The organism is Rhodococcus sp. WB1 (assembly GCF_001700945.1).
Taxonomy (GTDB): domain Bacteria; phylum Actinomycetota; class Actinomycetes; order Mycobacteriales; family Mycobacteriaceae; genus Rhodococcus; species Rhodococcus aetherivorans.
The window spans coordinates 2,874,510-2,888,009 of sequence record NZ_CP015529.1 but is presented as its reverse complement, the minus strand read 5'-3'; the positions used below and the strand labels follow the sequence as shown (position 1 = coordinate 2,888,009).

12 protein-coding genes are annotated in these 13,500 nt (G+C 72.3%); 7 read left to right on the top strand and 5 right to left on the bottom strand.

The window, feature by feature from the left end; all coding sequences use genetic code 11:
• The first annotated feature begins 63 nt into the window (after positions 1-63).
• Both hflX and A4U64_RS12725 read left to right on the top strand, forming a co-directional pair.
• A complete protein-coding gene (gene hflX, locus A4U64_RS12730; protein WP_006935077.1) occupies positions 64-1,512 on the top strand; it encodes a GTPase HflX in 1,449 nt (482 codons plus the stop codon).
• Positions 1,512-2,543, top strand: a complete 1,032-nt coding sequence (locus A4U64_RS12725; RefSeq protein ID WP_065922627.1) for a hypothetical protein — start codon at positions 1,512-1,514, stop codon at positions 2,541-2,543. The genes hflX and A4U64_RS12725 overlap by 1 nt, the downstream gene beginning before the upstream one ends.
• Before the next feature lie 2 nt (positions 2,544-2,545).
• Here the strand turns inward: A4U64_RS12725 and A4U64_RS12720 are convergent, their stop codons facing one another.
• From A4U64_RS12720 to A4U64_RS12705, 4 genes are read right to left on the bottom strand one after another with little or no spacing between them, the layout of a single operon-like run.
• Entirely contained in the window at positions 2,546-2,803 is a 258-nt protein-coding gene (locus A4U64_RS12720; protein ID WP_006935073.1) for an HPr family phosphocarrier protein, read from the bottom strand.
• A gap of 38 nt (positions 2,804-2,841) precedes the next feature.
• Entirely contained in the window at positions 2,842-4,887 is a 2,046-nt protein-coding gene (locus tag A4U64_RS12715) for a PTS fructose transporter subunit IIABC (protein WP_029543363.1), read from the bottom strand.
• 9 nt (positions 4,888-4,896) lie between these two features.
• Positions 4,897-5,919 (bottom strand): 1-phosphofructokinase family hexose kinase, encoded by a 1,023-nt coding sequence (locus tag A4U64_RS12710; RefSeq protein WP_065922626.1) that lies wholly within the window; start codon positions 5,917-5,919, stop codon positions 4,897-4,899.
• Complete coding sequence (locus tag A4U64_RS12705) at positions 5,916-6,683, bottom strand: DeoR/GlpR family DNA-binding transcription regulator (RefSeq protein ID WP_029543365.1); 768 nt, start codon at positions 6,681-6,683, stop codon at positions 5,916-5,918. The genes A4U64_RS12710 and A4U64_RS12705 overlap by 4 nt, the downstream gene beginning before the upstream one ends.
• Before the next feature lie 139 nt (positions 6,684-6,822).
• Between A4U64_RS12705 and ptsP the strand changes: the two genes are divergently transcribed.
• The 3 genes from ptsP (at position 6,823) to A4U64_RS12690 (ending at position 11,115) form a co-directional block, all read left to right on the top strand.
• Entirely contained in the window at positions 6,823-8,508 is a 1,686-nt protein-coding gene (gene ptsP / locus A4U64_RS12700; RefSeq protein WP_006935064.1) for a phosphoenolpyruvate--protein phosphotransferase, read from the top strand.
• A 73-nt stretch (positions 8,509-8,581) separates the two neighbouring features.
• A complete protein-coding gene (locus A4U64_RS12695) occupies positions 8,582-9,892 on the top strand; it encodes a uracil-xanthine permease family protein (RefSeq protein WP_006935057.1) in 1,311 nt (436 codons plus the stop codon).
• A gap of 80 nt (positions 9,893-9,972) precedes the next feature.
• Positions 9,973-11,115, top strand: a complete 1,143-nt coding sequence (locus A4U64_RS12690; protein ID WP_006935056.1) for an acyl-CoA dehydrogenase family protein — start codon at positions 9,973-9,975, stop codon at positions 11,113-11,115.
• A gap of 93 nt (positions 11,116-11,208) precedes the next feature.
• On the opposite strand, the gene lexA is transcribed toward A4U64_RS12690, so the two are convergent.
• Positions 11,209-11,922, bottom strand: a complete 714-nt coding sequence (lexA, locus tag A4U64_RS12685) for a transcriptional repressor LexA (protein WP_006935055.1) — start codon at positions 11,920-11,922, stop codon at positions 11,209-11,211.
• 251 nt (positions 11,923-12,173) lie between these two features.
• Here lexA and A4U64_RS12680 point away from each other — a divergent pair, with 251 nt between their 5' ends.
• On the top strand, positions 12,174-12,803 hold the full coding sequence (locus tag A4U64_RS12680; protein WP_065922625.1) for a LysM peptidoglycan-binding domain-containing protein: 630 nt from the start codon (positions 12,174-12,176) through the stop codon (positions 12,801-12,803).
• A gap of 192 nt (positions 12,804-12,995) precedes the next feature.
• A complete protein-coding gene (gene nrdR, locus A4U64_RS12675; RefSeq protein WP_029543374.1) occupies positions 12,996-13,469 on the top strand; it encodes a transcriptional regulator NrdR in 474 nt (157 codons plus the stop codon).
• Positions 13,470-13,500: the final 31 nt, after the last annotated feature.

The window sequence follows — 13,500 nt, the reverse complement described above, 5'->3', positions numbered from 1 at the left end:
CCCTGCGCGGACACCCGGAAAGTCGCATGCGTCGGCGCGTCCGACGTGGGACGATGGTCGTGTATGACGAACACACGACGAAACGAATCGGCCACCGACGACGCGGACCGCGTCGCGGGCTGGGCCCCCGCCGACCCGTCGGTCGGCGAGATGCAGCTCGAGGACCGCAGCGCCCTGCGCCGCGTCGCCGGGCTGTCCACCGAACTCGAGGACATCACCGAGGTCGAATACCGGCAGCTCCGCCTCGAGCGGGTCGTGCTGGTCGGGGTGTGGACCGGCGGCACCGCGGCCCAGGCCGAGGCCAGCCTCGCCGAGCTCGCCGCACTGGCCGAGACCGCGGGCTCCGAGGTACTCGAGGGCCTGATCCAGCGCCGGGACCGTCCCGACGCCGCGACCTACATCGGCTCCGGCAAGGCCGAGGAACTGCGCCAGGTGGTGCTGGCCACCGGTGCCGACACCGTCATCTGCGACGGCGAGCTGACCCCCGCGCAGCTGACCGCCCTGGAGAAGATCGTCAAGGTCAAGGTCATCGACCGCACCGCACTGATCCTCGACATCTTCGCCCAGCACGCCACCTCCCGTGAAGGCAAGGCGCAGGTATCGCTCGCGCAGATGGAGTACATGCTGCCGCGACTGCGCGGCTGGGGCGAGTCGATGTCGCGGCAGGCCGGCGGCCGTGCCGGCAGCAACGGCGGCGTGGGCCTGCGCGGTCCCGGCGAGACGAAGATCGAGACGGACCGTCGCCGCATCCGCGAACGGATGGCCAAGCTGCGCCGCGAGATCAAGGCGATGAAGTCCGTTCGCGACACCAAGCGCACCCGGCGCATGCGCAACCGCATCCCGTCGGTCGCCATCGTCGGCTACACCAACGCCGGCAAGTCCAGCCTGCTCAACAAGCTCACCGGTTCCGGTGTGCTGGTGCAGAACGCGTTGTTCGCGACGCTCGACCCGACCACCCGCCGGGCCGAACTGCCGGACGGACGGGAGTACGTGCTCACCGACACCGTCGGCTTCGTGCGGCACCTGCCGACCCAGCTCGTCGAGGCGTTCCGCTCCACCCTCGAGGAGGTCACGGACGCGGACCTGCTGCTGCACGTGGTGGACGGGTCCGATCCGTTGCCGACGGACCAGATCAAGGCCGTGCGCGAGGTGATCACCGACGTGCTGCGCGAGTCCGACGCTCCGCCGCCGCCCGAGCTGATCGTGGTGAACAAGGTCGACGCCGCCGACCCGCTGACCCTCACCGAGCTGCGCGCCCTGCTGCCCGACGCGGTGTTCGTCTCGGCGCGCAGCGGCGAGGGACTCGACGAACTGCGCGAGCACCTTGCCGCGCTGCTCGAGCACCCGGACGTCGAGGTGAAGGTGCTGCTGCCGTACACGCGGGGCGACCTGCTCGCGCGGATCCACTCGGACGGGCAGGTCCTGAACTCCGCGCATGAGGTGGACGGTACGCGCGTGCATGCCCGCGTGCCGCAGGCGCTCGCGTCGGCCCTGGTCGAGTACGCCGCCTAGTGCGCGGGGCCCTCGTCGGCCTGGTGGCCTCGGCGGCCGTCGTGTCGGCGCCGGCCGCCGCGGCGCAGACCTCCACGGTCCCGATCGCCGAGGTCGACGGTGGCGTGCTGTGCACCCCCACCGATCCCGCCCTCGCGGAGCTGTCGGGCCTTGTCGCCTCCGGTGATCGCGTGTTCGCGGTGCCGGACGCCGGGGCCGACGAGGCGGTGTTCGAGCTCGGGGCCGACTGCGCGGTGGTGCGCCGCATCCCGCCGCCCGTCGACCCGTACGACGTGGAGGACCTCGCCGCCGGTCCGGACGGCCGGCTGTGGCTCGGCGACGTCGGCGACAATCGCGCCGCGCGCGACACCGTCGCGCTGATCTCGGTCGACCCGCAGACCGGCGCGGGCAGCCTGCACCGGCTCACCTATCCCGACGGCCCACGCGACGCGGAGACGCTGCTCGTCCCGCGCGACGGGGTGCCGCTGATCGTCTCCAAGCCGCTGTTCGGCAGTGCCGGGATCTACCGGCCGGCGGGCGGGCGGAGCGTGGACGACCTGCCCGACCCGGGGCCGGTCCCGCTCGAACGCGTCGGATCCCTGACCCTCGGCCCCACGGACACCCCCGGCGGACCCGTCGGCGGGGCCTCCTCCGCGCTGGTCACCGGTGGCGCGGTCAGCGCCGACGGCACCGTCGCCGCAGTGCGCACGTACACCGATGTCTACCTCTTCCACGCCCCCGACGGCGACGTCGCGGCGGCGCTCGCGGCGGGCCCGGCCCTGCGGGTGCCGGTGCCCCACGAACCCCAGGGCGAGGCGGTGGCCTTCACCGCGAGCGGGGACCTGCTGACCGCTTCCGAATCCGCCGGCGGCGCCCTGCCGGGAGTGCGGGTGTGGCGCGACGTGGTGGGCCTGTTCCGGCCCACGCCTGCGGAGGAGCCGGCGCAGACCCCGGACGGGGCGATGCCCGCGGCGATCGCCGCGGGCATCGTGGTGATCGCAGCCGCCGCAGGCGGGCTGTGGCGACGGGCCGCGCGCCGCCGCCGGGGCTGACGTCAGGCGTCGAGGTCGGCGGCCACCAGCTCGGCGACCCGGGCGAGCACGTCGGTGTCGTCGCTGGTCACGGTGACCTCGGTGCCCTGGGTGGCGCCGAGCGTCATGATGAGCAGCGCCGAGCCCGCGTCGACGGGTTCGCCGCCGTCCACGGCCAGGGTCACCGGGACTCCGGAGGCGACCACGGCTTCGGCGATGATGCCGGCCGGCCGGGCATGCAGGCCGATGGACGAGCCGACGGTGACGGTGGTGCTGGGCATGGGAACTCCTTCGGGGTAGGGACGGTCGTCGGATCCGATCAGGCGACGGCGGGCTGGGCCGCGGTGTCGCTGCTGCGCAGGTGGGCGGGCCGGTGCACCTCCTTGGCGAGGGTCACGCACAGCGCACCCACGACGGTGCCGGCGGCGAGGGCGACCAGGAACCACAGCAGGTTGCCGATGGCGAAGAACACGAAGATGCCGCCGTGCGGGGCGCTGAGGGTCGTCCCGGTGGCCATCACGATCGCGCCGGTGACGGCGCCGCCGGCCATCATCGACGGGATCACCCGCAGCGGGTCCGCCGCCGCGAACGGGATCGCTCCCTCGGAGATGAACGAGGCACCGAGCAGCCATGCGGCCTTGCCGTTCTCGCGTTCGGCGGTGCTGTAGATGCCCGGCCGCAGCGTCGACGACAGTGCCATCGCCAGCGGCGGCACCATGCCGGCGGCCATCACGGCCGCCATGATCTGCAGCGAGGCGTTGTTCGAGACGTCGAGCCCGGCGACGGCGAAGGCGTAGGCGGCCTTGTTGACCGGGCCGCCGAGGTCGAAGCACATCATCAGGCCGAGGATCACGCCGAGGATGACGACCGAACTCCCGGACAGGCCGTTGAGCCAGTTCGTCAGGCCCGTGGTGATCGCGGCGAGGGGCTTGCCGAGGACGAGGAACATGAGGGCGCCGACGATGAGGGTGGCGAACAGCGGGATGATCACCACCGGCATCAGCCCGCGGGCCCACACCGGGACCGGGATGCGACCCACCCACAGCGCTGCGAAGCCTGCGATGAGGCCGCCGACGAGGCCACCGATGAAGCCGGCCCCGACGAACACGGCCACCGCGCCGGCGGTGAAGCCGGGCGCCAGGCCGGGCCGGTCCGCGATCGCGAAGGCGATGAAGCCCGCCAGGGCGGGCACCAGGAAGGAGAACGCCAGCGAGCCGAGCTGGAACAGAACCGCGCCGAGATAGGTGGTCAGGCCGCCGTCCGGGAGGTCGGTCAGCGAGTTGCCGACCACGATGTCGGCGGCGGGCTCGGTGATCTCGTACCCGCCGAGCAGGAATCCGAGGGCGATGAGCAGGCCGCCCGCGGCGACGAACGGGATCATGTAGCTCACGCCGGTCAGCAGGATCTGACGCAGCCGGGTGCCCCAGCCGACCTCGCCCGCCGAGGGTTCGTCGGCGGCCGCAGCCACGGCGGCCGCGTCGACGGTGCCCGCGGACGGGTCCTTCGCCGCGCGCATCGCCTCGGCGACCATCACGTCGGGCTCGTTGATCGCCCGCTTGACGCCCGAGGCGACCACCGGTTTGCCGGCGAACCGTTCGCGGTTCTTCACGCCGACGTCGGTGGCGAAGATGACGGCGTCGGCGCCGGCGATCACGGACGCCGGCAGGGGGGTGCTGCCGCTCGAACCCTGGGTCTCGACCCGCACCGTGACCCCGGCGCGTTCGCCCGCGGCCTTGAGGGCATCGGCGGCCATGTAAGTGTGGGCGATTCCCGTCGGGCAGGCGGTGACAGCGACGATGGTGCGCTCGGCGGCCGGGGTGGGTTCGGGCGCCGGGGTGGCCGGCGCGGACTCGGCGGCCGGGGCCGCGGTGGTGGCCGGGGCCGGTTTCGGCAGAACCCCCTCGACCAGCGCGATCACGTCCGCGGGTGTGGCCGCGTCGCGCAGTGACCCGACGAAGTCCGGCCGCACGAGTGCCCGGGCGAGCGACGAGAGCAGCTTCATGTGCTCGGCTCCGGCCCCCTCCGGGGCGGCGATGAGGAACACGAGGTCGGCGGGTCCGTCGGGGGCGCCGAAGTCCACCTTGGGGGACAGTCGCGCGAAGCCGAGCGACGCGGTGGCGACGGCGTCGGCGCGGCAGTGCGGGATGGCGATCCCACCGGGCAGGCCGGTGGCCGACTTGGCCTCCCGGTCCAGGGCGGCGGCCGTCAGTGCCGCCGCGTCGGTGGCGCGGCCGGCGGCGGCCAGCCGCGAGGCCAGCGCGGCGATGACCGACTCCTTGTCGGCGCCGAGGTCTGCGTCGAGCGCGATCAGGCCGTCGTCGATGATCGCGGGCCCGGAGGTGGCGCCGGAAGCGATGTCTGGCATGGCGTGTCCTTACTGGTGGTGAGGGAGGGCCGGGGACGGGGTGTCCAGGGGAACGGGGCGGAGCGGAGCGACCTCGACGGCGCCGGTGTCGACGTCGTCGGGTCCGGGAAGCGTGGTGCCGGGAAGTGCCACGGCCGCCGAGCCGTACGCGACGGCGTGGCGGAGGCGCTCGGCGGGGCCGAGCCCGGCCAGCTCCGCGACGAGATAGCCGGCGAGGGAGGAGTCGCCGGCGCCGACGGTGCTGCGCGCGGTCACGGGTCCGGGCACCGCGTGCCAGGCACCCTCGGCGGTGATCAGCACCGCGCCGGCCGCGCCGAGCGTGGCCAGCACCGCCCCGACGCCGCGCTCGACGAGCCGGCGTCCGGCGGCGACGACCGGTCCGGTGTCGCCGGCCGCCGCCGCGGATTCCAGGGCGGCGGCGTCCGCGCCGGTGAGCTGGGCGAGCTCGTCCGAGTTCGGTTTGAGCAGGTCGGGGGCGGCGTCGGGGAACCGGGCCGCGAGCGACAGCAGGGGAGACTCGGAGGTGTCCACCGCGATGCGGCACGCGACGGACCCGTCGACGGCGGCCGCGCGGACGGAGCGGACGAGATCGGCGTACCAGTCGGCGGGCACGCCGGGCGGCAGCGATCCGGACATCACCACCCAGCGGGCGTCGGCGGCGGCATCGACGACGGTCCGGCGCAGCGCATCGAGTGTCCCTTCGGTATACGCCGGGCCGGGCTCGTTGAGCTTGGTGGTGGTGCCGTCGGGCTCGGCGACGGTGATGTTGCTGCGCGCGAAGCCCCCGGTCGGAACGGCGCGGTAGCCGATGCCGTGGTCGTCGAGCGCGGCGAGCAACGGGTCGCCGGTGTTTCCCGGCAGGACGGCCAGGACCGGCCGGCCGGCCGCGCGGAGCACGCGGGCGACGTTGACGCCCTTGCCGCCCGGGTCCACGCGGGTGGCGGCGGCGCGGTGCACCGCGCCGCGGACGAGCGGGCCCGTCAGTGCGACCGTCCGGTCCAGGCTGGGGTTGGCGGTCAGCGTGACGATCATGCCGTCACCACCTCGATTCCGTTGTCGGTGAGCTCTTTGCAGTCGGTGTCGTCGATCTCGGTGTCCGTGACGAGCACGTCCACGGCGTCGACGGGGGCGAAGCTGATCAGGTGCTGTCGGCCGATCTTGGAGGAGTCGGCGACGACGACCACCCGGTCGGCGCATCGGACCATCGCGCGCTTGACGGCGGCCTCGTCCGGGTCGGGAGTGGACAGGCCGTGGCCGACGCTGAGCGCGTTGGTGCCGATGAAGGCGACGTCGACGTGCAGAGCCCGGAGGAATCGCAGCGCGTCCTCGCCCACGCTGGCCTGCGTGATCCCGCGGACCCGGCCGCCGAGCATGTGCAGGCGCACCGATCCGAGGCCGGCGAGCCGCGCGGCGATCGGAACCGAGTTGGTGACCACCTCGAGGTCCACGTCGGCGGGCAGCGCCGCCACCAGCCGGCCGGTGGTGGTGCCGGCGTCGAACACCACACTGCCGCCGGCGGGGGGAAGGTACCGGGCCGCCGCGGCGGCGATCCGGTCTTTCTGTGCGGCATGGGTGTGCTCGCGCTCGCTCAGCGCGGGTTCGGTCACCGTGAGCGCTGCGGTGGGGATCGCGCCGCCGTGCACCCGGCGCACATGGCCGAGCCGCTCGAGCAGGGCGAGGTCCCGGCGGACGGTCTCGGTGGTGACGCGGAAACGGGTGGCCAGATCGGCGACGGACATCCGTCCCCGTCGGCCGATCAGCTCGGCGATCGCCTGCTGCCGTTCCTCTGCGTACACGCCGGGCTCCTCACCGCCGAAATGTTGGTTTATGTTGTTTTACGCCCGTATGTGTTGACATGTCAATGGTTCGGAGTAATCTCGATCACAGAATTACCCCGGAGGCCCATCCCGACACACCGGGCGGCGAGGAGGAGACATGGAGAAGGTGATTCCCGCAGCGGCGGAGATGTCGATCGTTCGGGGCACGCCCGTCGTGCCCGGGGTTGCCTACGGCCCAGTCGTGCGCCCCGCGCCGCGGCCGCAGATACCCGCCACGTTCGAGAGCATCCCGGACACCGCGCGCGACGCCGAGGCGGAGCGTTTCCGGGCGGCCGCCACCACCGTCGCGGACCGGCTGCGCAGCCGCGCCGGCCAGGCCTCGGGCGCCGCCGCCGAGGTCCTGCTCGCCAACGCCCAGCTCGCCGAGGACCGCGGCTGGCTCGGCGCCGTCGCCGCGAAGATCCGCAGCGGAGCCGGCGCGGTCGAGGCCGCCGTCGGCGCCACCGACCAGTTCGCCGACATGTTCACCAAGCTCGGCGGGCTGATGGCCGAGCGCGTCACCGACCTCCTCGACATCCGCGACCGCGTGCTCGCCGAGCTCAGCGGCCACCCCGAACCCGGTCTCGACCTGCCCGAGGAACCGTCGATTCTCTTCGCGGAGGACCTCGCCCCCGCCGACACCGCCGGCCTCGATCCGACCCGCGTGATCGGGCTCGCCACCACCCTCGGCGGGCCCACCAGCCACACCGCGATCATCGCCCGGCAGCTCGGCATCCCCTGCGTGGTCGCGGCGGCCGACCTGGACACCGTTCCCGCCGGCACCCGCGTCCTCCTCGATGGGGCCGCCGGTGAGATCCGTCTCGACCCCGACCCCGAAGGCGCGGCCGCTGCGGTCGCAACCGACCGCAGCGAGCGTGCGCGCATCGCGTCCTGGGCCGGCCCCGGCACCACCGCGGACGGTCATCGTGTCGAGATCCTCGCGAACGTGCAGGACGGCGCCGGTGCCCGTGCCGCCCGCGAGACCCCGGCCGAGGGGGTCGGCCTGTTCCGGACCGAGCTGTGCTTCCTGGACCGGGAAACCGAGCCGACCGTCGAGGAACAGGCCGTGATCTACGCGGAGGTCTTCACCGCCTTCGCCGGCCGGAAGGTCGTCCTGCGGACCCTCGACGCGGGCTCCGACAAGCCGCTGCGCTTCGTCAACCACCCCGACGAGCACAACCCCGCACTCGGGTTGCGCGGCATCCGGATCGCGACCGCCACCGAAGGACTGCTCGACCGGCAGCTCGACGCCGTCGCCGCCGCGGCCGCCCGCACAGGCGCCGCGCCGTGGGTGATGGCGCCGATGATCGCGACCGTCGCGGAGGCCGCGCACTTCGCCGCCGCCGTCCGCGCCCGCGACCTCGTGCCGGGGGTGATGGTGGAGGTGCCGGCTGCCGCGCTGCTCGCCGAACGCCTCCTCGAACACGTCGACTTCCTGTCGATCGGCACCAACGACCTCGCGCAGTACACGATGGCCGCGGACCGCATGTCGCCGCACCTCGCGGCCCTCACCGACCCGTGGCAGCCGGCCGTGCTGGCCCTGGTCGCCCGCACCGCCGCCGCCGGGCGCGCGGCCGGCAAGCGGGTCGGGGTGTGCGGGGAGGCGGCAGCCGACCCGTTGCTCGGCTGTGTCCTGACCGGCATGGGGGTCACCTCGTTGTCCTGTGCGGCAGCAGCCGTCGCCGGCGTCGGCTCCCGCCTGGCCACGGTCACCCTCGACCGGTGCCGCGAGGCCGCGGACGAAGTGCTCCGCACCGTCGACCCCGGCGAGGCGCGCGAGGCGGCGGCCCGCGTGCTCGCCTGACCGAGGTGATCCGCGTCGGGAGCGACCCCCGCGACCTGCTCCCGGAGCCGGCCGGCGCCTACCATTCCCCGTTGTGAACGAACAACTGAGGACGCGGACGGCCGGGTTCGGCTGGACCCTGCACGGCGACGGACGTCGCGTTGCCGACGGCGAGGTCGTCGCCCCGGACGAACGACTGTCCTGGCCCCGCACCGTGGGCATCGGCATGCAGCACGTGATCGCGATGTTCGGCGCCACGCTGCTCGTGCCGACGATCACAGGCTTCCCGGTCACCACGACGCTGCTCTTCTCCGGTGTCGGCACCGCCCTGTTCCTGCTGATCACCCGCGGCCGGGTGCCCAGCTATCTCGGCTCGTCGTTCGCGTTCATCGCGCCGCTGGCGGCCTCGGCCGGCGAGGGCCCCGCCGCCCAGCTCGGCGGCATCGTCGCCGTAGGAGTCGCCCTCGCGCTCGTCGGTCTCGTCGTCAAGGCGCTGGGGTCCCGCGTCGTCGACGCGCTGATGCCGCCCGTCGTGACCGGCGCGATCGTCGCCCTCATCGGCCTGAACCTCGCGCCGGTCGCGGTCGGATCCTTCGAGGCCCAGCCGCTCGTCGCGGCGATCACGCTGGCCGCGATCCTGCTCGTCACGGTGCTCGGCCCCGGCCTCGTCGGCCGCCTCGGCATTCTCGTCGGCGTGATCGTCGGCTGGCTCTTCGCCGCCGTCTCCGGCGGCCTCGCCGAGGAACGCGTCGCGGCCCTGCGCAACGCCGCGTGGTTCGGCCTGCCCGAACTGCGCGCCCCCGCGTTCGAGCTGTCCGTGGTGCTGATCGCCCTGCCCGTCGTGGTGGTTCTCGTCGCCGAGAACGTCGGCCACGTCAAGGCCGTGGCGGCCATGACCGGCCGCAATCTCGACGACGTCGCCGGCGACGCGCTGCTCGCCGACGGCCTGGCCACGACGCTCGCCGGGGTCGGTGGCGGCTCGGGCACCACCACCTACGCCGAGAACATCGGCGTGATGGCCGCGACGCGGGTGTACTCGACCGCGGCGTACTGGGTGGCCGCCGCGACGGCCGTGGTCCTCGCCTTCTCCCCGAAGTTCGGTGCCCTCGTCTTCACCGTCCCGGACGGCGTGCTCGGCGGCGCCACCCTGGTCCTGTACGGCTTGATCGGCATCCTCGGCGTGCGGATCTGGATGGAGGCGAAGGTCGACTTCACCGATCCGGTCAACCTCACGGTGGCCGCCGCCGCGCTCGTGGCCGGGATCGGCGACCTCACCCTCACTGTGGGTTCCGTCGAACTCGGTGGCATCGCGTGGGGCTCGATCGGCATCCTGATCGCCTACCCGCTCCTGCGGCGATTGGCGGACCTGCGCCGCCGGCCGCCCGGCGTGTCCGGTCACAAATAACGCTCGTTCCTGTCAGCGTCAGACCCGTCCTCCGATGTCTACCGTGAGCGTGACGTACGTCATCGGATACAGGAGCGCACATGGAACGCACCCTCTTCGAGCCCGAGCACGAACTTTTCCGCGAGTCGTACCGGAAGTTCCTCGAGCAGGAGGTGGCTCCCTTCCACGAGCAGTGGGAGCAGGACAAGATCGTCGACCGTGAGGTCTGGAAGAAGGCAGGCGCGCAGGGCTTCCTGGGCATGGCCGTGCCCGAGGAGTACGGCGGCGGCGGTGTCGAGGACTTCCGCTACAACACGATCGTCACCGAGGAGACCACGCGCGGAGGTTTCAGCGGCATCGGTTTCATGCTGCACAACGACGTCGTGGCGCCGTACCTGCTGAAGCTGGCGAACGAGGAGCAGAAGCGGCGCTGGCTGCCGGGATTCTGTTCCGGCGAGATCATCACCGCGATCGCGATGACCGAGCCCGGCACGGGCAGCGACCTGCAGGGCATCAAGACCCGCGCGGTGCGGGACGGCGAGGAGTGGATCCTCAACGGTTCCAAGACCTTCATCACCAACGGCATCAACGCGGACCTGGTGATCGTCGTCGCCTGCACCGACCCGGACAAGGGGGCGCAGGGCTTCTCGCTCCTCGTCGTCGAGCGCGGGATGGCCGGCTTCGAGCGCGGCCGCAATCTCGACAAGATCGGCCTCGCGGCGCAGGACACCGCCGAGCTGCACTTCACCGACGTGCGGGTGCCCGCCGCCAACCTCCTCGGTGAGGAGGGCCTGGGCTTCATCTACCTGATGCAGAACCTGCCGCAGGAGCGCCTGTCGATCGCCGTGGTGGCGGCGGCGGCGATGGAGGCCGTGCTCGAGGACACGATGCAGTACTGCCGCGACCGCAAGGCGTTCGGCAAGTCGATCGGCAGCTTCCAGAACACCCGGTTCGAGCTGGCGGAGCTGGCCACCGAGACCACCCTCGCGCGCGTGTTCGTCGACAGGTGCATCGAGCAGCTCAACGCCGGAACCCTGAGCGTGCAGGAGGCGGCGATGGCCAAGTACTGGACCACCGACAAGCAGGTCGAGCTGATCGACCGGTGCCTGCAGTTGCACGGCGGTTACGGCTACATGCGCGAATACCCGGTTGCGAAGGCGTATCTCGACGCCCGCGTGCAGAAGATCTACGGCGGCACCAACGAGATCATGAAGGACATCATCGGCCGCGGCCTGAATCTCTGACCGGCCCCGGGGCACCGGTCCCGGCCCGGAACGAGCACGGGCGGCGCCGCGATCCGCGGCGCCGCCCGCGCGCGTTCGCGGGGAGGAGCGAGGTCAGAGCTTGCGGATCACGGTGACGACCTTGCCCAGGATGACGGCGTCGTTGCCCGGAATCGGTTCGAACATCGGGTTGTGCGGCATCAGCCACACGTCCTTCTTCACGCGCTTGAACGTCTTCACGGTCGCTTCGCCGTCGAGCATCGCGGCGACGATATCGCCGTTGTCCGCGACGTTCTGCTGGCGCACCACCACCCAGTCACCGTCGCAGATGGCCGCATCGACCATCGATTCGCCGACCACCTTGAGCAGGAACAGCGAACCCTGCCCCACCAGTTCTCTCGGGAGCGGGAACACGTCCTCGACGGACTCCTCCGCCAGGATCGGACCGCCCGCCGCGATCCTGCCCAGCACGGGAACCATGGCGGCCGGCGTGGCGGACTCGGCGGCGGTGTCGACCCCCTCCGCCGGCTGCGCCTGCGGGGCCGCAGGCTGCGGATCGTCGAGGCCGCGCACGTCCACTGCCCGGGGGCGGTTCGGATCGCGCCGGAGGAAGCCCTTGCGTTCGAGGGTGCGCAACTGGTGCGCCACCGACGAGGTGGAGTTGAGGCCCACCGCGTCGCCGATCTCGCGGATGCTCGGAGGGTAGCCCCGTTCGGTGACCGATTCGCGGATCACCTCGAGGACGCGGCGCTGGCGTTCGGTCAGGCCGGCGGCCGGATCGGCGGTGGTCGTCCGGCTCCGCCCGGCCCGGGGATGGCCGTCCGTCATGATCGTGACCTCCGTGCGTCGTGTGTCGGATGTGCTGGATGTGATGGATCGAATCTAGCTCTCCGATGGCCGGTTATCAAACATCTGTTCGAGATTTTCGGCCGGTAGTGCTGACTTTGTCGGAGCGGCGTGGTACACATCGAACACACGTTCTTTCGAACAGGTGATCGAATTACTCTCGCCGTCGATCGAGCGGTGACCGAAGTTCCGCCGCGGGCCCCGTCCCGCGGACGAGCGACACGGAGGCCTCGATGAGGACATCAGCAGTTCGCCGCACCGAATGGAACGACACCCGGCACCACCCAGGCCAGTGCGACGACACCGGGCAGTACGACACGGGACACTACGACGACACCGGGCAGTGCGACACAGGGCCGTGCAACGACACCGGGCAGTTCGAGGACACAGGGCAGTACGACACCGGACGGGACGGCGAGGGCCGGGCACGACGCTCCGCGGCGACGCACCTCGCCCGGCGGCCGCACGAGGCGCCGGACCGGCGGCTGCCGGTCCGCCCGGATCCGGGGGTGGTGGACTACCGGCGCGCTCCGGTCCGGGTCTCGCGCGTCCCGCACCGGCCCGCCGGGACTGCGCAGCCCGGCCTGCGCACCGTACTGGCGACGGCCCTGCTGACCGCGGTCGCGACCGCGGGACTGCTCGGGATTGCCCACCTGCGCACCAGCCAGGTTGCGGCCGGGGCCGCACGTACCGACGTCACCGTCGTGCAGGCGGGGGAGTCGCTCGGCGACGTCGCGGCGCGGGTGGCTCCGGGTTTGCCACGCCCCGAGGCGATCGAGCGGATCCTCGAACTCAATGCCATGTCGGACGGCCGTCTGCGGGACGGCCAGACCCTGCTCGTTCCGGCCTCCGCGCCGCGGTGAACCGGCATGGACGGGCGGGTACCGGATCCGGCCGACGATCCGGGTATGCAGGTATTGTCGACTCTTGTCAGTCACACCACCTCGTGTGGTCGCGCCGAGAGCGATTCGCCTGCCGGTGAGTCCGGTCTCGGGAGGACGGCATCGGTTCGACGCCGACGTCGCGGCCAGCACGGCTACGACGAAGGAATCGACATGTACTGCCCGTATTGCCGGCACCCCGATTCCCGCGTCGTCGATTCCCGCGAAGCCGACGAGGGGGCCGCGATCCGTCGCCGAAGGGCATGCCCCCAGTGCGGCAGGCGTTTCACCACCGTCGAGACGGCGGTGCTGTCGGTCGTCAAGCGCAGCGGCGTCACCGAACCGTTCAGCCGGGAGAAGGTGGTGCGCGGGGTGGCCCGTGCCTGCCAGGGCCGCGACGTCGACAACGACGCCCTCAACCTCCTCGCCCAGCAGGTCGAGGACGCGGTGCGGGCCAAGGGTTCCCCGGAGATTCCGAGCAACGAGGTCGGTCTGGCCATCCTCGGCCCGCTGCGGGACCTGGACGAGGTGGCGTATCTGCGATTCGCCTCCGTCTACCGGTCCTTCAGCTCCGCAGAGGATTTCGAGCGCGAGATCAAGGAACTGCGCGAGCACCAGCACCGACGCGAGACCGAGTCCCCGGACTGAGCGCCGCGCCGTTCGGCGCGCGCCGGGATCC